The organism is Rhodococcus sp. GXMU-t2271 (genome assembly GCF_041414735.1).
Classification (GTDB): domain Bacteria; phylum Actinomycetota; class Actinomycetes; order Mycobacteriales; family Mycobacteriaceae; genus Rhodococcus; species Rhodococcus indonesiensis.
Genome location: NZ_JAUIZP010000002.1, coordinates 43,620 through 61,999, shown reverse-complemented (window position 1 = coordinate 61,999; position 18,380 = coordinate 43,620). Strand labels below are relative to the sequence as shown.

21 protein-coding genes are annotated in these 18,380 nt (G+C 68.2%); 10 read left to right on the top strand and 11 right to left on the bottom strand.

Translation table 11 applies throughout. The features are described from left to right. The first annotated feature begins 19 nt into the window (after window positions 1-19). Together QYS60_RS01525 and QYS60_RS01520 are read left to right on the top strand one after the other, a co-directional pair. Entirely contained in the window at window positions 20-799 is a 780-nt protein-coding gene (locus tag QYS60_RS01525; RefSeq protein ID WP_289378037.1) for an SDR family NAD(P)-dependent oxidoreductase, read from the top strand. 1 nt (window position 800) lies between these two features. Then, window positions 801-1,289: a nuclear transport factor 2 family protein gene (locus tag QYS60_RS01520; RefSeq protein ID WP_289378038.1), complete on the top strand. Its 489-nt coding sequence runs from the start codon at window positions 801-803 to the stop codon at window positions 1,287-1,289. A gap of 486 nt (window positions 1,290-1,775) precedes the next feature. Here the strand turns inward: QYS60_RS01520 and QYS60_RS01515 are convergent, their stop codons facing one another. Together QYS60_RS01515 and QYS60_RS01510 are read right to left on the bottom strand one after the other, a co-directional pair. Next, a complete protein-coding gene (locus tag QYS60_RS01515; protein WP_029546908.1) occupies window positions 1,776-2,057 on the bottom strand; it encodes a type II toxin-antitoxin system RelE/ParE family toxin in 282 nt (93 codons plus the stop codon). After that, the gene (locus tag QYS60_RS01510; RefSeq protein WP_029546907.1) at window positions 2,054-2,329 is read right to left on the bottom strand and encodes a type II toxin-antitoxin system Phd/YefM family antitoxin; all 276 of its coding nucleotides are present in this window, start codon (window positions 2,327-2,329) and stop codon (window positions 2,054-2,056) included. Before QYS60_RS01510 ends, QYS60_RS01515 begins: the two co-directional genes overlap by 4 nt. Window positions 2,330-2,652: 323 nt before the next feature. Between QYS60_RS01510 and QYS60_RS01505 the strand changes: the two genes are divergently transcribed. Both QYS60_RS01505 and QYS60_RS01500 read left to right on the top strand, forming a co-directional pair. Continuing rightward, a complete protein-coding gene (locus QYS60_RS01505) occupies window positions 2,653-4,050 on the top strand; it encodes an IS1380 family transposase (protein WP_289378085.1) in 1,398 nt (465 codons plus the stop codon). Between the two features lie 180 nt (window positions 4,051-4,230). Then, window positions 4,231-4,746 (top strand): hypothetical protein, encoded by a 516-nt coding sequence (locus QYS60_RS01500; RefSeq protein WP_289378040.1) that lies wholly within the window; start codon window positions 4,231-4,233, stop codon window positions 4,744-4,746. A 15-nt stretch (window positions 4,747-4,761) separates the two neighbouring features. Here QYS60_RS01500 and QYS60_RS01495 read toward each other — a convergent pair whose 3' ends face one another. From QYS60_RS01495 to QYS60_RS01455, 9 genes are all read right to left on the bottom strand, one after another. Continuing rightward, window positions 4,762-5,772 (bottom strand): hypothetical protein, encoded by a 1,011-nt coding sequence (locus tag QYS60_RS01495; protein ID WP_289378041.1) that lies wholly within the window; start codon window positions 5,770-5,772, stop codon window positions 4,762-4,764. A gap of 5 nt (window positions 5,773-5,777) precedes the next feature. Further along, window positions 5,778-6,938: a site-specific integrase gene (locus QYS60_RS01490; protein WP_289378042.1), complete on the bottom strand. Its 1,161-nt coding sequence runs from the start codon at window positions 6,936-6,938 to the stop codon at window positions 5,778-5,780. A 198-nt stretch (window positions 6,939-7,136) separates the two neighbouring features. Further along, window positions 7,137-7,643, bottom strand: a complete 507-nt coding sequence (locus tag QYS60_RS01485) for a hypothetical protein (protein ID WP_289378043.1) — start codon at window positions 7,641-7,643, stop codon at window positions 7,137-7,139. A gap of 104 nt (window positions 7,644-7,747) precedes the next feature. Beyond that, window positions 7,748-8,659 carry a biphenyl-2,3-diol 1,2-dioxygenase gene (gene bphC, locus QYS60_RS01480; RefSeq protein ID WP_289378044.1) on the bottom strand — a complete coding sequence of 304 codons (912 nt, stop codon included), beginning with the start codon at window positions 8,657-8,659 and terminating at the stop codon, window positions 7,748-7,750. Between the two features lie 32 nt (window positions 8,660-8,691). Then, window positions 8,692-9,870: an acyl-CoA dehydrogenase family protein gene (locus QYS60_RS01475; RefSeq protein ID WP_003934757.1), complete on the bottom strand. Its 1,179-nt coding sequence runs from the start codon at window positions 9,868-9,870 to the stop codon at window positions 8,692-8,694. 32 nt (window positions 9,871-9,902) lie between these two features. After that, entirely contained in the window at window positions 9,903-10,925 is a 1,023-nt protein-coding gene (gene dmpG, locus QYS60_RS01470) for a 4-hydroxy-2-oxovalerate aldolase (RefSeq protein WP_017679864.1), read from the bottom strand. A gap of 39 nt (window positions 10,926-10,964) precedes the next feature. Continuing rightward, the gene (locus QYS60_RS01465) at window positions 10,965-11,867 is read right to left on the bottom strand and encodes an acetaldehyde dehydrogenase (acetylating) (protein WP_371382216.1); all 903 of its coding nucleotides are present in this window, start codon (window positions 11,865-11,867) and stop codon (window positions 10,965-10,967) included. A 12-nt stretch (window positions 11,868-11,879) separates the two neighbouring features. Continuing rightward, window positions 11,880-12,665, bottom strand: a complete 786-nt coding sequence (locus QYS60_RS01460) for a 2-keto-4-pentenoate hydratase (RefSeq protein ID WP_119700336.1) — start codon at window positions 12,663-12,665, stop codon at window positions 11,880-11,882. 117 nt (window positions 12,666-12,782) lie between these two features. Beyond that, window positions 12,783-13,652, bottom strand: a complete 870-nt coding sequence (locus QYS60_RS01455) for an alpha/beta fold hydrolase (protein ID WP_119700042.1) — start codon at window positions 13,650-13,652, stop codon at window positions 12,783-12,785. Between the two features lie 246 nt (window positions 13,653-13,898). On the opposite strand from QYS60_RS01455, the gene QYS60_RS01450 reads away from it, so the two are divergent. From QYS60_RS01450 to QYS60_RS01425, 6 genes are all read left to right on the top strand, one after another. Continuing rightward, entirely contained in the window at window positions 13,899-14,426 is a 528-nt protein-coding gene (locus QYS60_RS01450; protein WP_040781099.1) for a flavin reductase family protein, read from the top strand. A gap of 79 nt (window positions 14,427-14,505) precedes the next feature. Next, entirely contained in the window at window positions 14,506-14,955 is a 450-nt protein-coding gene (locus QYS60_RS01445) for a VOC family protein (protein ID WP_119700041.1), read from the top strand. A gap of 239 nt (window positions 14,956-15,194) precedes the next feature. Continuing rightward, a complete protein-coding gene (locus tag QYS60_RS01440) occupies window positions 15,195-16,337 on the top strand; it encodes a DUF6745 domain-containing protein (RefSeq protein WP_371382215.1) in 1,143 nt (380 codons plus the stop codon). A gap of 19 nt (window positions 16,338-16,356) precedes the next feature. Continuing rightward, window positions 16,357-16,824 carry a hypothetical protein gene (locus QYS60_RS01435; RefSeq protein ID WP_371382214.1) on the top strand — a complete coding sequence of 156 codons (468 nt, stop codon included), beginning with the start codon at window positions 16,357-16,359 and terminating at the stop codon, window positions 16,822-16,824. Window positions 16,825-16,921: 97 nt separating this feature from the next. Beyond that, window positions 16,922-17,230: a hypothetical protein gene (locus QYS60_RS01430; RefSeq protein WP_162919260.1), complete on the top strand. Its 309-nt coding sequence runs from the start codon at window positions 16,922-16,924 to the stop codon at window positions 17,228-17,230. A gap of 96 nt (window positions 17,231-17,326) precedes the next feature. Continuing rightward, window positions 17,327-18,358, top strand: a complete 1,032-nt coding sequence (locus QYS60_RS01425) for a hypothetical protein (protein ID WP_190242343.1) — start codon at window positions 17,327-17,329, stop codon at window positions 18,356-18,358. Window positions 18,359-18,380: the final 22 nt, after the last annotated feature.

Below are 18,380 nucleotides of genomic sequence, written 5' to 3'. Positions count from 1 at the left end.
CCCAGACAAGGACAGCGCTATGAACACCGAGTTCTCCGGCAAGACCGTCGCCGTCACCGGTGCCGGCAGCGGGATGGGCCGTGCCGAAGCACAGCTGCTCGCCTCCCTCGGGGCGCATGTGTGGGTCGCCGACATCGACCCCACCGCCGGCGAAGCCGTCATCGACCAGATCAGGGACAAGGGCGGTGCCGCCGACTTCTACCGGCTCGACGTCACCGATCCCGAGGGGTGGAGCCGATTCGCCGAGGTGATCGACGCCGCCGACGGGACCCTCGACGGACTGGTGAACAACGCGGGGGTCAGTTTTCGATACGGAATCGAGGACACCTCCGTGGAGGATTGGCGGCGGGTCATGGCGATCAACCTCGACAGCGTGTTCTACGGAATGCGGGCGTGCGCACAGTTGCTCAAGCGCAACAGTGGTGGCTCGATCGTCAACATCTCCTCGATCGCCGGTATGCTCGGTTACTTCGCCGCCGCCTACGGCGCCAGCAAATGGGGCGTCCGCGGCCTGTCGAAGGTCGGCGCACTCGAGTTCGCCGAACACCACGTGCGGGTCAATTCGGTCCACCCCGGGCTCGTCGAGACGCCGCTGCTGACCTCGGGTACGACGGAATTCGTCGACGAGAGCCTGAAATCCGTTCCCGTCGGCCGGTCGGCCGACCCCGACGAAGTGGCCGAAACCGTCGCATTCCTGTTGTCGGACAGATCGAAGTACATCACAGGCACCGAGATCGTCATCGACGGCGGCCTGACTTCCGGCGGCCTCTACCACCGCATCACCCGCGAGCTCGGCTGACATGTCACTCGAGGACAAAGCCGTCATCACCGACGTACTGCACCGGTATGCCCGCTACGTCGACCGCGCAGACTTCGACCGCGTCGCCGAATGCTACTTCCCGGACGCCATCGACACCCACGGCGGCTACATCGGGTCCGTCGACGGACTGATCGAGGACATGAAAACCCGGCACCGCACGATCGACTCCTCGATGCACTACATCAGCAACATCCTGATCGACCTGGACGGCGACACCGCGAACGTCGAGTCCTACTGCCTGTGCTACCTGCGCCAGGCACCGGCCGACGGCGAGTCGACTCAGATGCTGAGCACCATCAAGTGCCGATACGTCGACCGGTTCGAAAAACGAAACAGCCAGTGGCGCATCGCCGAACGTATCGTAGTATTCGACGAATCACGACACGAGCGGATCGAGAACGTCCTCGATCCGACCTGGGTGAGCCCCCGCAGGACGGCCGACGATTCCCTCTACACCGGGAAGCCGTAACCGGAACGTGCACGAGGGAGGTGACCGCGGCGGCAGAAAACCGCCACGCTCACCTCCCTCTCGGTTCGCAGAGAAGTGCTTCCTGAGCTGCGCGCATACTCCTTTTCGCTACCCGATACGCGATGCCCGCGGGGCGGCGGCGACCGCCACGGCGCGGTGTACATGCCGACGGCGGGATGGACCATCCAATAGCCGCACGAGGCACTACCAGCCCACCACGCCCGTGATGAAGTGCGGCACAGTCACGCACTCGTGCACAACGTGTGGAGGCCCCGCCGAATCCGGAATAGTGAATAAGCACGATTATCCATCAAATCACTTGGGATGCAATGGTTCTGATGCGAAATCATGTCCGCATGCGATCTGCGGGTCGACCGCATGGGCACGGGCTGGCGTCCGGTGCGGACTCCTGTGCCGCCTCACGTCCGTCGACCCCGTAGGAAACCCCGGTGGTACGGGAAGAGCTGCAGGTTCGGCTTCGGGGACTCAGGTTCGGTAGATGTGGGCGCGGTGGTCGATGTCGACGATCAGGACGGTGCGGTGTTCGTCGTCGACGCGGAGCAGGATGCGGTAGTCGCCGCGACGGGCACTGCGCAGGCCCTCGAGATCGTTCCGCAGCGGCTTGCTCAGCCGGTGGGGATTGTCTGCGAGTGGGCCGGAGATGAACTCGACGACCGCATGCACGATCCGCCCCGGTAGTCGGGACAGGGCTCGGCGGGCCGGTGAGGCGATCGCGACGTCGTAGGGTGCCGGCGCCTCCTCGGTCATCGGGGCGGCAGGCCGTGCTCGGCGCGCAGCTCGTCGAGCGAGACGGTCTGGCCGGCGGCGTACTCGCGGTCGGCGACCGCGACCGACTCGGCGGTGCCGGACCGAGACAGCCAGTAGATCGTCTCGTGTAGTGATTCCAGATCGTCGGCCGACATCAGGACCGCGGCCGGTTTGCCGTGCCGGGTGATCGTGATGATGTCGTGTGTGGCTTCGGCACTGTCCACCAGCGCTGAGAGCTTGTCCTTCGCTTCGCCGAGCGGTACCGTCGTCATGCTTCGATGATAGCCCCATTTTCGGCCTCAATGTAGCCATACATTTGGCCGATAACGAGGCCTTATGTCAAGCGGGAGCGGCGCGACGGTGCAGGTTATGGAACGCAGGTAAATCGTCGTTGGTGGGAGCACCTCAGGCCTGTGCCCGCAGCCGGGAGCACCGGATCCATCGACTATCCCTCTGCGTCCGAGATAGTCCTAAGCCTGAATCCACCGAAGGACCCACTGCGTAGCAGCGTGTCGAACTGAAGAAAGTGCCCCCTGAACTGGGAAGATTGAAGTTCTCACACAACAAATCCACCAGTTCACGAAAGGCACTTCCGGTGAAAGTGTCCCACAAGTTCATCGACGGCTCAGCGGTGTTCGACGAGGACAACCTCGTCTCGTGCGCTGGTCTGGTCCCGGTCATGACGTTGGCCGAACACACCCGTCTGTCGGACCTGCTCACCGAGAAGGTCTCGATCACCACCACGAAGGTTGCCTCCGGGGCCGCGAACCCGGCACCGAAACTGCTCACCCTGATCGCCGGGATGTGCGCCGGCGCCGACAGCATCGACGATATCGACCTGTTGCGCTCGGGCGGCATGACACACCTCTTCGGAGGTGTCTACGCCCCCTCGACCGTGGGAACGCTGCTGCGCGAGTTCAGCTTCGGCCATGCCCGCCAACTCGAATCCGTGCTCCGCGAACACCTGATCGCACTCACTGCCCGGGTCGAGATCCTGCCCGGTGTAGCCGAGCAGGCGTTCATCGACATCGACTCGCTGCTGCGTCCTGTCTACGGCCACGCCAAACAAGGCGCGAGCTACGGACACACGAAAATCGCCGGCAAACAGATCCTGCGCAAAGGCCTGTCTCCGCTGGCGACGACGCTCAGCACGGCGGACTCCACGCCGATCATCACCGGCATGCGACTACGCGGCGGGAAAGCAGGCTCGGGTAAAGGTGCAGGTCGGATGGTCACCCAGGCCATCGTGACCGCCCGGGCGGCAGGCGCAACCGGTGCCCTCGTGGTCCGTGGCGATTCCACCTACGGCACCCGTTCGGTCATCTCGGCATGCCTGCGCGCGAAAGTGTACTTCTCGCTCGTCCTGGCCAAGAACACCGCGGTCCAACGCGCGATCGACTCGATTCCCAACAACGCGTGGGCCCCGGTGAGATATCCCGGTGCCGTGCGTGACCCGGACACCGGAGCGTGGATCTCCGACGCCGAGGTCGCCGAAACCACCTACACAGCTTTCGCTTCGACCAAGGCTCCGGTCACCGCCAGGTTGATCGTGCGTCGTGTCAAAGACGCCCGCTACCCCGACGCGTTGTTCCCAGTGTGGCGATATCACCCGTTCTTCACCAACACCACCGCCCCGGCCGCCGACGCCGATGTCACCCATCGCCGGCACGCGATCATCGAAACCGTCTTCGCCGACCTCATCGACGGGCCACTGGCGCACATGCCGTCGGGGAAGTTCGGGGCGAACTCCGCCTGGGTGCTCTGCGCGGCGATCGCCCACAATCTGCTGCGCGCCGCCGGTGTTCTTGCAGGTGGGGGGCATGCTCGCGCCCGTGGGGCGACGCTACGCCGCAAGATCGTCAATCTTCCCGCCCGATTGTGTCGGCCGCAACGAAAACCGATCTTGCGGCTACCCACGCACTGCCCCTGGTCGGACGCATGGATTCGACTGTGGACCAACACCATCGGCCAAAGCCCGCCAACTATCGCCTGAACACCGACCGACCCGCCGAGACGGCACGACCGGAGTCGCACCGTGGAAAAGCTGGGCAGACCAGCGACTCCTTCACGTCCTGAGCCCGCACTCGCCCGGTATCCGGATCCGCATCAATCTTCAAGGCCTCATCCGTGGATTCAGGCTAAGGATGAAGTCCTCGCGCAGAAGAAGTACTTGGTGAAACAGATCGAGCGCATAGACAACGATCTGGCCTCAGCGTCTACCAGCGAGCGGGACGAGCTTGCGCAAGCTCTGGCCGTGGCGGAAGAAGTGCTCGACACACTCGTCGACGTGAAACACGCGCTCAAGTTCGATCAGACGATCGAGCAGGCCGCGCAGTGGATAGACAGGAATATGTCCAACACCTCGAACAAGCCGATGGCAGATCTGTCGAAGTCCATGTACGCGATCGCGTCCGGGATCGCTCACGGCTACACATGGACGACGAACTATCTACAGGACACCACTGACCTTTCGAACATCGTGGCTGATTTCCTGTACGCCGCCACAACCACCACTGAAGCCGCTGTCGCTCTCTACGAAGCACAAGCGTCAGCTGACGGCGAAATCGGCGAGAGCTGCCCGTCGCACCTTCGTGATACCGCGGAACGTCTGTATCGAACATACGCTGCCGGATCACCGGATCTTGCGGCACAGGCGGAGACGGGATCGACTTCGGCTGTCCCCCTCTAACGATGGAGATCACGACTACCCCGGATTGCTCTCCAGGACTCCCATCAGGTCCTGGAGGAGCGCATCGGCACGCTCTTCGATGTCATCGAAGAGATCGGCGAGGTCGTCGAGGCTTTCGTGGTCGCGGCGACGAGCGGCGATGCCGCGCTCGTAGTAACCGGAGTCGAGGTCGATCTCCGGCTCGACCCACGTATCGGCGTCGTCCCGTTGTGGGACAGGTAGTGCTCGACGGATCGGGGCCCGACCGGACAGGTGTGCTCGTACCAGCATCGACACCGACTGCGCGGTCATCGCTTGCGCGTGCGGGAGGTGACCCCAGCGGTCGATCGGACACAGCAGCGGCTGGCGGGCCTGTTCCGCATCGAGCGGGTCGGTGACGATCGCGGTCGGGTCAGTGAGGTGATGGCGCAGCAGATGCGTGCCCGGGTACTGGTCGAGAAACGCCTGAATGTCCGCCCACCGCTGGTAGACCTCGGCCGCCGGACTGTCGTCCGTGTCGGGATCCGGTGCGAGCCGGACGCGCTCGCCGGTCCAGGTCGTAACCACGACAGCGTCCCCGGCGAGGCGGATGTCGCGGCGGCGCAGCCGGGTGATGTCGGTAGAGGTCATGCCGGTGGCGGCAAGGACCAACAGGAGGGCGTCGCGGCGACCGAACAGCCCGCTCGGCCAGCCGGTGGTGGGCAGCTGTGCGGCGCGCTGCAGAAGTCGTCGGGCGATCCGGTCGAGGCGGGAGACGCGATTGGCATCGAGGTGCCGGCGCACCGTCTCGGTCCGCCCCGGGGCCGGGTAGCCGTGCCGAATGTGGACGGCGTTGATCGCCGACAGACGGCGTCTCCGCGTCGCGACCGCCGCGGGATGTTCATGCAGGAACAGCGCCAATGTCTCGGGTGCAGCAGGGATGGGCCGGCGGTCGGCGGCGGTGCACCAGTCAGCGAACAGTGCCCAGTCGTGCCGATACCGGGGCGGGACCCGCAGCCCGGACACCGTTTCCGGAGAGTCTCCGAGGTGCTCGGGCGAGGTACTCATACCGTTCAGAGACCCAGGTTGGTGACGGCGTTGCCGAGGAGGGGTGCGTGTTCGCGGGCGTAGACCTCGAGCATGGCGGGGGTGGTGTGTCCGGTCTGACGCATGATCGCGTGCGCGGAGGCGCCGTTGCGGAAGGCCTGGGTGACGAACCCGGCCCGCAGCGAATGCCCACCCAACTGCTGGACGATCTCGGGGTCGTAGCCGGCCTGTTGGGCGCGGCGGCGGATCGCGGCGTGCACCGCCGCCCCGGACAACGCCGTCTCGGAGAGGTTGCCGTTGCGGCGGATCGCGCGCAGCAACGGCGCACCGCTACCGGTGCGGGGGCGGGGGCCGCGGCACACGTGCGCCGCGAACGGCTCGGCGCTGCGGAGCAGCCGGATGACGGCGGGGCGGCCGCCCGCGTCGTGGGCGGCGACGACCTGGGCCCACCGCATCCATGCGCACGGCGGGCAGCTGGTGTGGCTGTGCGTGAAGGGCAGGGCCCGGACGGTGCCGCGGCCCTCCTGATCCGTCTTGGACTTCCGGAGGCGGATGTGCAGCCCGTCGAGCCGATGCAGCGCGACGTCGCTGCAGGTGAGAGCGACGAGTTCGCTGCGGCGGAACGCCCCGGCGAATCCCAACAGGAGGATCGCGGTGTCGCGGCGTTCGACCACCTCGTCCGCCCAGTTCTGGCAGTCGGCGCGGGCTTTGTCGACGATGGCGAGGATGTCGGCGGTGAGCAGCGGCGCGCGCGGGCTGCGGGGCCGGTCCCCGGCGGTGGCGTAGCCGCGGAGGATCCCGGACATCGCCTGGTGGACCAGGTCGTCGCCGGTGGGGCTGGGGTGCCCGCTCTGGCGGTGGTGGTGGGCGATCGCGGCGAGGCGATGGGCGAGGGTGGCCGGGGCGTAGGCCCGCTGTCCCGTCTCGGTGACGGTGTCGGCGCAGGCGACGAGGTAGGCGGCGACGGTGACCGAGTGCGCCGGCAGCGCGGTGTGGCCTTCCCGCTGGCACCAGGTGGTGAAGGCCCGCCACGCCGAGGCGTAGGTGCGGCGGGTGCCGGCGCCCCGCACCCCGGCCACCGACTCCGCGATCCGGTCGGCGGTGGCCGAGGCGAGATCCGGCAGCGCGTGCCCCGGCGGGGTCCCAGGTACCGCGAGCGGCGCGTCGTCGGCGGGTTCCGTCTCCATATCCTCGGTTGCAACCCGTACCGGACAGCGCCGACAGGGCCTCGGCGTGGGAAGACACGCTCACCTCGGGGTTCGCGGCAATAGCTGCGTGAATGGCATTTTCATGCTCGACATGTTCAGCGGTCGAAGCTTCGGATCGAGGGTCGGCACATCCGCGCCCGTCAGATCGTGCTCTCCGAGCAGCCCGACCATCCGTCCCTACCGAAGTCGCTCGCGCAGATGCTCGTACGGCGGCGTCGCGCCGCCGGTAGGCGGAACGAATTCGAACCCCAGCGATTTCCGGAACAGAACAACGCGGCGGAACAACGATTCCGGGGCGAGCCGCTCGGCCACCACGGTCGGTGAGCCGATCCGCTGGGCCGGCCACGGACCCGCTGGATCCCAGTTGCCGCTGTGCGTCACCGCCAGCACCGCGCCCCGCCCACCTTCGATCGCCCGGTGGATGTGTTCGAGTCCGCCTGCCACGGATTCGACGCGCTCGGCCAGCCGCACCACGATCCATCGACGGCAGCCCGAACGCCTCGCACCAGTACCTGGTGTGGGAGCGCAGGCTCGCGCGCACCAGCTCGTCAGGCACCTGCGTTGCGGTGGTGGACAACACCGGGCCAGGTTGCGCCGCAACTGAACAGGCCCACCACCGCGGGCCGCGCCGTCGGCGGCCACCTCGAACATGCGCATCGCCCACTGCTGCGGCAGTGCGCGCACCGGGATGACCGCCCGCGCACCGCCTGATCCACGCGCCGGCGGACCACGGAGCACGAAGGCCCGGCCGGTGCTCCCCGGCCGGGCCTTCGTCGTGCCTCTGCGCGCTAGGACTTCGGGCTGAACGCCGCCAACGGCTCGGAGCCGGACCAGTCGTGACCCCAGTAGCTGTCGGCGGTGATCTCCTCGGCCGTGTAGTACGCCTCGTCGACGAGCATTCCCTCGGTACCGAACTCGAGGTCCCAGCCGCCGGGGGCGCGCACGTAGAACGAGACCATCTTGTCGTTCGTGTGCCGGCCCAGCGTCGAGGAGATGGAGAACCCGAGCTTGCGCACCCGGTCGAGTGCCTGGCCGACGGCGTCGAGGGTGTCGACCTCAGTCATCAGGTGCACGAGGCCGGGCTCCTCCGTCGGCGGCGCCGGGCACAGGGCCAGGCTGTGGTGGCGCTGGTTCACACCGAGGAACCGCACGCGCCGCGCCGGGCCGGGAGCCTGGAGCCGGATCGCGCCGCGCGGCAGGAAGCCGAGCACCTCGGTGTAGAACGCGTGCGCCGCGTCGAAATCGGTGGCGGGCAGCACGACGTGGCCGAGGCCCTGCTCACCGGTGATCCACCGGCCGCCGTGCGGGGTGACGACGGGGCTGTGGTCGAGCACCGGACCGAAGAACACCTCGACGCGGGTGCCGATCGGGTCGTCGAACGCGATGACCTGCTCGGCGTCGCGGTAGTCGCACTCCTCCTGGGAGAGGACCTCGACGGTGACGCCCGCCTTCTCGACGGTCTCGCGGACACGCTGCAGGGCGAACTGATCGCGCACCTCCCAGCCGACGGCGAGCGCCTTGTCGGAATCGCCGGGCAGCACGATCAGGCGGGCCCGCCGCTCGTCGACCCGCAGGTAGAGGCCGTTCGGCTCGGGGCCGGAGCCGACGGCCATGCCGAGGCCGTCGACGACGAGTTCACGCCAGCGCGCGACGTCGGTGGTCTGGATCCGGAGGTATCCGAGTCCTCGAATATCCGTCATTTGTGTTCCTTCCAGGACGTTCGGCGGGAGAGCTAGATCATCGAGCGGTGGACGCCCTGCGGCTCGCCGCCGAGCTGGCTCAGGGCCGACGCGTAGAAGATCGAGCCGGGCACGTGGATCGCGTGCGTCAGGCCGGCGTGCGCGTCGCGCCAGAACCGCTGCATCGGGGTGTTCAACTGCAGCGCACCGCCGCCCGCGCGGGCGAAGATCTCGTCGACGGCCCGCACGGCCCGCCACGCCGCGGCGGTCTGGGTGCGGCGTCCGATGGCGCGGTCCTCGAAGGTGACTTCCTGGCCCTTCTCGGTCTTGTCCCAGAAGCGGTCGACGGTGTCGAGGATCGCGGCGCGGGACGCGGCGATCTCGGCGGCGGCTTCCCCGATCGCGAACAGCACGTGCGGGTCTTCCTTGATGGGCACACCCGTGATCGCGACGCGTTCCTTCTGCGCGGCGATGTGGCACTGCAGCGCGCCCTCGGCGATGCCGATCAGCGACGAGGTGATGCCCAGCGGGAAGATGCACGAGAACGGGAAGTTGTACAGGGTCTGGGAAAGCCCCGCCTCCTTCGGGGCGGTGCCGTCGAAGACCTTCGCCGCGTCGAGGGTGCGGTAGGCCGGAATGAACGCATTCTCGACGATCAGGTCCTTCGAGCCGGTGCCGCGCAGACCCACGACGTTCCAGCTCTCCTGGTCGATCTCGTAGTCCGAGCGCGGCAGCAGCACGTGCAGCACCTTCGGCGGCATCAGGCGGTTGCCGTCCTTGTCGCCCACGGCCGCGCCGATCATCACCCAGCCGCAGTGGTCGGTGCCGGACGAGAAGGACCAGCGGCCGTTGAGGATGTACCCGCCGTCGGTGGGCACGGCGACACCCATCGGGGCGTAGGGCGAGGCCATCCACATGTCCGGGTCCTCACCCCACACCTCGTCCTGCGCCTTGGTGTCGAAGAACGCCAGCTCCCACGGGTGCACGCCGACGATGCCGGTGACCCAGCCCGTCGCGCCGTCCATCGCGCCGATCGCCATCGCGGTCTCGGCGAACTCGCGGGGATGGACCTCGAGGCCGCCGTACTTCTTCGGCTGCAGCATGCGGATCGCTCCGGCGTCGCGCAGCCGCTTGGCGTTGCTGTCGGTCAGGCGCATGAGCTTGTCACCCTCGGCGCCCTCGGCGCGGATCTCGTCCGCGTACTGGATGATGTTGTCCAAAACCTGGCCCATGACTGTCAGCTCTCTGCTCGGGACCCGGGGGTCTACTTCTGGGCGGCGAGACCGACGGCGATCTCGATGAGTTGGTCTTCCTGGCCTCCGACGAGGTTGCGGCGGCCGGCCTCGATGAGGATCTCCGCGCCGGAGACCCCGTACCGATCGGCGTGCGTGGCGGCGTGCTTGAGGAAGCTCGAGTACACGCCGGCATACCCCATTGTCAGCGACATCCGGTCCAGGAGGCACTCGCCGTCCATGATCGGCCGCACCACGTCCTCGGCGGCGTCGATGATCTTCAGGGTGTCGATACCCGTCCGGATACCGAGCTTCTCGGCGACGGCGACGAACGCCTCGACGGGCGTGTTGCCCGCGCCGGCGCCGAACCGGCGGGTGGAGCCGTCGATCTGCAGTGCGCCGGCGCGCACCGCGAGCACCGAGTTGGCCACGCCGAGCCCCATGTTCTCGTGCCCGTGGAAACCGACCTGCGCGTCGTCGCCGAGCTCGGCGACGAGGGCCGCGACCCGGTCCGAGACCCCTTCGAGGACGAGCGCGCCGGCCGAGTCGACGACGTACACGCACTGGCAGCCGGCGTCGGCCATGATGCGCGCCTGCTTCGCGAGCACCTCGGGCGGCTGGCTGTGCGACATCATCAGGAATCCGACGGTCTCGAGTCCGAGCTCGCGGGCCAGACCGAAGTGCTGGGCGGAGATATCGGCCTCGGTGCAGTGCGTGGCGATCCGGCAGATCGACGCGCCGTTGTCGGCGGCCTCACGGATGTCCGACCGGACACCGAGACCCGGCAGCATCAGGAACGCGATCTTCGCCTGCGTCGCGGTCTCGACGGCGGCCTTGATCAGCTCCTGTTCGGGGGTACGGCTGAAGCCGTAGTTGAACGACGAGCCACCGAGGCCGTCGCCGTGGGTGACCTCGATGACGGGCACACCGGCGGCGTCGAGTGCACCGACGATCGAGCGCACGTCCTCGACGGTGAACTGGTGACGCTTGGCATGGGAGCCGTCACGCAACGACGAGTCCGTGATCCGGATGTCGAGATCAGCGCTGTAGGGCATCGACTGTGTTCCTTCGAAAGTACGGTCTGCGGTGGGGGTCTACACGCGGGCGGTGAGCAGCTTGGCCGCGAAGCTCTCGCCCACCTTCGTGGCGGCCGCGGTCATGATGTCGAGGTTGCCCGAGTACGGCGGCAGGAAGTCGCCGGCGCCCTCGACTTCGAGGAAGATCGCCACCCGGGCGCGTCCCCCGCTCATCGGGGTGGGGTCGTCGAACTGCGGCTCGGCGCGCAGGCGGTATCCGGGGACGTAGCCCTGCACCGTGGCGGCCACCTCGTGGATCGACGCGGCGATCGCGTCGCGGTCCGCGTCCTCGGGGATCGAGCAGAACACGGTGTCGCGCATGAGCATCGGCGGCTCGGCCGGGTTGAGGATGATGATGGCCTTGCCCTTGCGGGCGCCGCCGATGGTCTCGATGCCGCGGCTGGTGGTGATGGTGAACTCGTCGATGTTGGCGCGGGTTCCGGGGCCGGCCGACGGGGAGGCGACGCTCGCGACGATCTCGGCGTACTCGACCTCGGTGACCCGGGAGACGGCGTGCACCATCGGGATCGTGGCCTGGCCGCCGCAGGTGATGAGGTTGAGGTTCGGCGCGTCCTCGTGTTCGCCCATGTTCACGGCGGGCACGACGGCCGGCCCGAGGGCGGCCGGGGTCAGGTCGACGACCTGGATGCCGAGCTCGGCGTAGCGGGGGGCGTTCGCGCGGTGCACGTAGGCCGAGGTGGCCTCGAAGATCACGTCGGGCCGCTCGTCCTGGGCGAGCAGCCAGTCCACACCCTCGTGGCTCGCGACCAGGCCCTCGGTCGCTGCACGGGCGAGACCCTCGCTGCTGGGGTCGACACCGATCATCCACCGCGGCTCGATGACATCCGAGCGCAGCAGTTTGTACATCAGGTCGGTGCCGATGTTGCCGGGCCCGACGATCGCGGCGGTAGCCTTCGTCACTGGTGCACTTCCTTACTTGAATTCGACTGAGACGGAGCCGATGTCGCTGAAATCGGCGCGGAAGACGTCGCCCGGCCGGGCATCGACGGCGCGAGTGCACGAGCCGGGCAGGATCACGTGCCCGGCCTCGAGCCGCACCCCGAAGCTCGCCACCTTGCGGGCCAGCCACGCGACGGCGCGGGTCGGGTCACCGAGCACGGCTGCCGCCTCGCCGCGCGCGATCTCCTCGTCGCCCTGGTACAGCACCGCCGAGATCGCACCGATGTCGACCTTGTCCGGTTCGATGCGGCCCGCTCCGAGGATCACGCCCGCGGACGAGGCGTTGTCGGCGATCGTGTCCGCCAGGCCGATGCGCCAGTCCACGATGCGCGAGTCGATGAGTTCGATGCTCGGGACGATGTACTCGGTCGCCCGCAGCACATCCGCCTCGGTGCAGTCCTTGCCGGGCAGGGTCTCGCCCAGGACGTAGCCGATCTCGACCTCGATGCGCGGGTAGCAGAACTGCGCCGTGTCGATGGGCTCGTCCTCGGAGTACACCATCGTCGAGAGCAGGTGTCCGTAGTCGGGCTCGTCCACGCCCATCATCTTCTGCATGACCTCGGACGACAGGCCGACCTTGTGGCCGTAGACGGTGGCGCCCGCCTCGAGCCGGCGGCGGATGTTGATCAGCTGGATCTCGTACGAATCCACCACGTCGATGTCGGGAAAGGTCTCCGTCAGCGGGGCGATCGCGACGCGGTCGCGCTCGGCGGCCCAGAGGAGATCGGCGGCGGCGAGTCGCCGGGAACCGTCGAGCATCGTGCACTCCTGGAACTGGTCGATGATCCGCGCGTCGTCGCGCCGATCGGGCTGTCTCGAAGGTGACATATGCGCAGGTGGGACGGCGGAAGCCCTCCCGCTCAGCGGGATCGTGGACTAGCTGCGGTCGTCGTCGCGCAGCAGGAACGCGAGCACGGCCGACAGCCACGCGTCGCGGGCTTCGATCATCGTCCAGTGCCCGCACTTCGGGAACGTGTGCAGCTCGCAGTTCGGGATGTCGCGCATGGGCAGCATCGCCATGTCCACGGGGCTGACCCGGTCGTCGCGGCCCCACGTCAGCAGGGTCGGTGCGGTGATCTTGTGCAGCTGCGCCCAGTACGGGGTGACGTTCGACGCGGCCGCTGCGGCGGCACCGGCGGCGAAGGCCTTCGAGCTGTACATCCGGCGGGCGATCTCGAGGGTCTTCGGTTCGGTGGCGAGCGCCCAGCGCTCCTCGATGAGCTGGTCGGTGACCACGGCGGGGTCGTAGACCATGGACTGCAGCCAGCGGACGAGACCCTCGCGGGTCGGGTTGTCGGTGAACTCCATGAGCAGCTTGATGCCCTCGCCCGGCCCGGGCGCGAAGACGTTCTTGCCCATCCCGCCGATCGTGACGAGCTTGCGCACGCGGTGCGGCTCGTCGATGGCGACCTTGGCGGCGACGATCCCGCCCATCGAGTTGCCGATCATGTCCACGGCACCGAGACCGAGCCCGTCGAGGAAGGTGCCGACGGCCCCCTGCGCCATCACCATCGGGTGGCCGTCACCGGGGTCGCTGACGCCGAAACCAGGAAACTCGAGCACCAGGCAGCGGAAGTGCTGTGCGAAGTCGGCGAGGACGCCGCGGTAGTTGCGCCACCCCGTCACGCCGGGTCCGGAGCCGTGCAGCAGGAGCAGCGGCGGCCCGTCGCCGGCCTCGTGGTAGCGCAGCACACCCTGATCGGTGGAAAGTTCCTTCAGGGTCCCCTCGTAGCTCACTTCGGTCATCGTCGTCCCTGTTCGTCGCCGTGGTGCCGGGCACACCGCCCATTCGAACCGCAGGCTGCCAGCCCTCGTCGACGACGGCCATACACCATCCCGTTCAGCGAGATCACCGCTCCGGCGACCGGGTCGCCGCCGGCCGCGTCCGCTCAGCGGGACGCCCGTTCGGGCCTCCCCTGGCCTGTCCTAGCGTCGAGCCCATCGACCACGGCGTGCTCACGCCGATCCGTCCCACGACCCGGAGGTGGACTCATGCCCCTCGAGACGACGACCCTCGCACCATCGACAGCTGACGCGCCCAGCCCGGAGGACATGCGCCGGGTGATGGGACAGTTCGCCACCGGAGTCACGGTGGTGACGGGACTGGACGACGAGGGCCCGGTGGGGTTCGCGTGCCAGTCGTTCGCCTCGGTGTCGCTCGAGCCGCCCCTGATCCTGTTCTGCGCCGACCACCGCGGCCGTGCCTGGCCCCGGATCCGTGCAACGGGACGGTTCTGCGTCAACGTCCTCCGCGAGGACCAGTCCGACCTGTGCGCCCGGTTCGGCTCGAGCCGGGGACGCAAGTACGAGGATCTCGCGTGGGAGGTGTCCCGCTGGGGGACGCCGGCGCTGCCGGACGTGCTGATGCGCGTGCACGCGGAAGTGCACGACGTCCACGTCGCCGGCGACCACGACGTGATCATCGGCCGGGTGCTCGAGCTGGACACGGTGTGTGAGGAGCGGCCGATGGTGTTCTTCCGGGGCCGGTTCGGGATCGACCACCCGGTGCCGGTGGCCTGACCGGGCCCGGCGCCGGGCACGGACACCACCGTCTCCGATACCGTCTCCGTCCCGGGATCGGCACGACGACAATCGGAGGATGGACCCCAGGGCGCACGTGAGACGTTTCGACCACATCGGCATCACTGTCGCGGACCTCGACTCGGTGACGGCGTTCTTCGTCGGACTGGGTCTCGAGGTCGAGGGCACCGGATCCGTGGAGGGCGAGTTCGTCGAGACCGTCTGCGGCATCCCCGGCGCGCACTGTGAGATCGCCGTGCTGCGGCCGCCCGACGGAGGGACGCGGTTGGAACTCGCGAGCTTCGTCACGCCCGACCACGCGCCCGGATCGCCCATGGCGATGGCCAACGAACTCGGACTGCGCAACGTGTCCTTCGAGGTCGGCGACCTCCAGGCGGCCGTCGACGCGGTGGCTGCGGAGGGGTACGGCCTCATCGGCGGCATCGGCGAGTACGAGAACAGCGTGCGGATGGCCTACGTGCGTGGACCCGAAGGGATCATCGTGTCGCTGTTCGAGCAGATCGGCTGATGCGCGAGCGCCGTTGTCATGTGTCGATGCGGTGCCGTGGACGCGACGGAAGGTCCGAGAATGTCCTTCTGCAGCAGCCCCTTACGAGGATCGACGACGGTCGCGCTCGGCCGGCGAAGTGAGCGCCGGACTTCGCCGCCTTCGGCCGCCCGGGCGAGGACACTTGCTTGCGCCCGAAGCCTTCCCGTGCCATCCTCGACAACCATGACTACAGGAAAGGCGGCCACCGCCACCATCCGGTGAGCGCCGTGCCGATCTCGTCAGCGGTTCCGCACCGCACCCTGTCCACCAGCATCACCGACCCTCACGCCCTTGCCGCCGCCGTGTCCGCCCGGCGTGACCATTGGCTCGCGCAAGGACTGTGTACGAGACCTTCCGACCGGCCCGCCGCGGAATCCGCCGTCGCAGAGCTCTACCAGCGAGCGGGATTCGAGGAACCGGAGTTCGTCTGGGTACCTTCTCCCCCAGCGGCCCTGCAGTTGATTGCCGACGAGGGCTTCTCGGTCCCCCCGCTGCGCTTCGGAGAACCGGCACACCCTTCGGCGGGGATCGCCGCAATCTGGACCGCGTCCCGCGACCGAATGGACGCGCGTACACCTCGGCGGCAGGACCCGCTTCTTCGTGCGGCCGTGTGGGATTCGTTGCGGACCTCGCTGTTCGTCGGTGTCGCGACGGCGATACGCACACTGTTGCCGGGCCCGACTCCCGGCGTCACCTGGTACGGGCAACAGGAGGCACATCGGGTCGCGTACTACGACACGCTCCGACGCTACGGTCTCGCGGGCTTCGAGTCGCGCGACGACGAACTTCTCGATCTTCAGGGCGCACTGGTCCGTGCCACCGGATGGTGGTGGGCCTTCGAACGTGTCTGCGTCATGGCCGAACGGCCCACCGCGCTGCACACCGAACCCACACCCGGGGGCGTCCACAACGAACGCCGCTTACACCACTCCGATCGTCCGGCGCTCGAATTCGCGGACGGCAGTCATGTTTTCGTGCAGAACGGCACGATCGTTCCCGATTGGGTCGTCCTCGATCCCACCGTCGAGCGGATCAACGACGAGCGCAACGTCGAGGTCCGCCGATGTGCTGTCGAACGCATCGGCTGGGACCGGTACATCGGCATGGCCGCGCTCGCACTCGTGGACCGTGCCGACGATCCGGGAAACCCGGGATGCACGCTCGGACTCTATGCATCCCCGACCGGTTGGGGTCGACCCGGCCGGATCCTGCTCGTCGTCAACGGTTCCGTCGAACGCGACGGGCAACGGCGCCGTTACGGCCTGCACGTCCCCGATCAGGTTTCCTCCGCACTGGACGCCGCGGGCTGGACCTACGGCATCAGCGGTACCGACTATGCACAACTCGTTCGCCGAACCTGAACTCCACCGAGGTGATCCCATGCATTCCGAACTCGCCCTGTCCGATCTCACCCTGTCCGACCTCACGACTCTCAGCGGTCTGGACGTCCTCGACCACCTGGACCGGGAGGTGACCGTCCCGGTGACCGATGGTCTACAGGCTCAAGGCGATCTGATCGTCATTCCGTACGCGCTTGTCGGTGCCGCCGTCGAACGCACACCGTGGGCGCGCTCCATCCGGGTGCCGCTTTCGGGAGTGGAGTTGTTGCGGAGCGCCGCCGGCGGCAACCCGCACTCTCTCGTCGCCGACGAGGGCACCTGCAGGTGGACGACCCCCGTCCGGGACACCATGGGTCTCGCCCTGGGCATCGTCGAGACGACCGGGACCGCGTATCTCCTCCATCCCGAGCACGGGGCGACGGGGATCGCTCCGGGTTGCTACGTGATCCGTCGACAACGCGAGCACGGTGCAGGACGGCACGGGTCGCCACGGCTGGTCGCCGATTGACCTGAACACGTCGCCGAATCGACGTCGCCGACCAGACGCGTCGCCGCTCCGCGCAGCCCTGAGGTGTGGCGGGCTCGCGGCGGTAGTCTCGGTGATCGTGATGGTGACCGGGAGCGTGGTCGCCGAGGCCGGCTGGAGCGAGTGCGTGCGCGCCGACACGCAGTGTCTGCCAGGCTTCGGCCCACTGGTGGCCGCATGGGCGGCGGCAGGAGTGTTCGTGCTGGTATGGCTGGCCGCGGCATCGGCGGCCACCGTCGACGTCGTCGGCTCCCGGCCCGGCCTGCCCCGGGCGGCACTGTGGGTGCTGGTGGTGTGGACGGTGCCGGTGGTCGGTGTGCTCGCCTGGTATCGCCGCCGGCGCACCGGCGACGCCGTCCGCACGTGCGATGGCCCACCACCGATTTGACGTCGACTTCCCGAACTCCGGTCCTCGGCGAAGCATCCGATACGGAAGTCGATATCGCCGGGGGTCGTTATCCTCGCCTGGAACGGGAGGTGAGCGGTGGACCAGTCGGTTCCGTGGGTGCAGGTGCTGGTGCAGATGGTGCACGGCCCCGATGTGCCGGTGCGCGGGATCATCTCCAGCGCCGACGGAGGCCTGAGGTCCCGCGATGAGGTCGGTTGGACCGCGTTCTCCGGTGCGCTGCCGCCGACGTTCACCGGCGGCGGGATCGAGGCCACCGAGTTGCGGGTGTGGCGCGACGGGATGCGGGTGCGCATCGAACACCTCGACGGTCGCCCGCTGCTGTTGTGCGACGCGGTCACCTGCTGGCGGTTCCGTAAGGGCCGGGAACTGCCGCGGGTCGCGCCCGCGGCGACGCTGCGGTTCGTCGGCAACGGCACCGGTCTGCTCGCACGCCGTCCCGCCGAGGACTGGGTCGGTGACGACTACACCCGCCCGACCGGTCCGCTCACCACGACCACGTACCTGTCGCGGCCGGCGTGGCAGTTCGAACTTGCCCCACCGCCGCAAAGCAGGTCTCCGCGTACGGCGCATCCGATGCGCATGGTCGTCGATCAACAGACCGGACTGGTGCTCGAGCAGCGCATCGACGCTGTCGGGTCGGCCGAGCGCTGGTCACAGTTCTTCATCGGGGAGGTGTTCGACGAGGCGTTGTTCACCTGGGACGGGCCGGCCGAGTCCGTCGCCGCGGAAGCCCGCCGGCAGCGAGCTGCGGACCGGGCGCTGCGGGCCGAGCGGCGTCGGTGGTTCGACACCCACGTCACCGCCGAGCCCCTGAATGCGGCGGTAACCGCGGATCTGGACCTGCAATACCTCCACACCTTCGATTCCGGCACCGGTGCGTTCGAAGCGCGCCTCGGCCGCCGAGGGATCACCGCCTCGCTCGCCCGCCGCCCCCGATCGACCGAAGTGTGGGAGCTGCAGTGGGCGGGCCCGGTCCACCGCTGGTCGACATCCCGCTTCGACTGGGCTCTGGCCGTCCACGATGTCGAACTGACCGCCGAAGGACTCGCCGAGCTGCAGGCCCGCCTACACCCGGGTGAGCAGACGGTGCCCACCGGCGAGCCCTGACTCCGAACCCGGCAGGGCATCT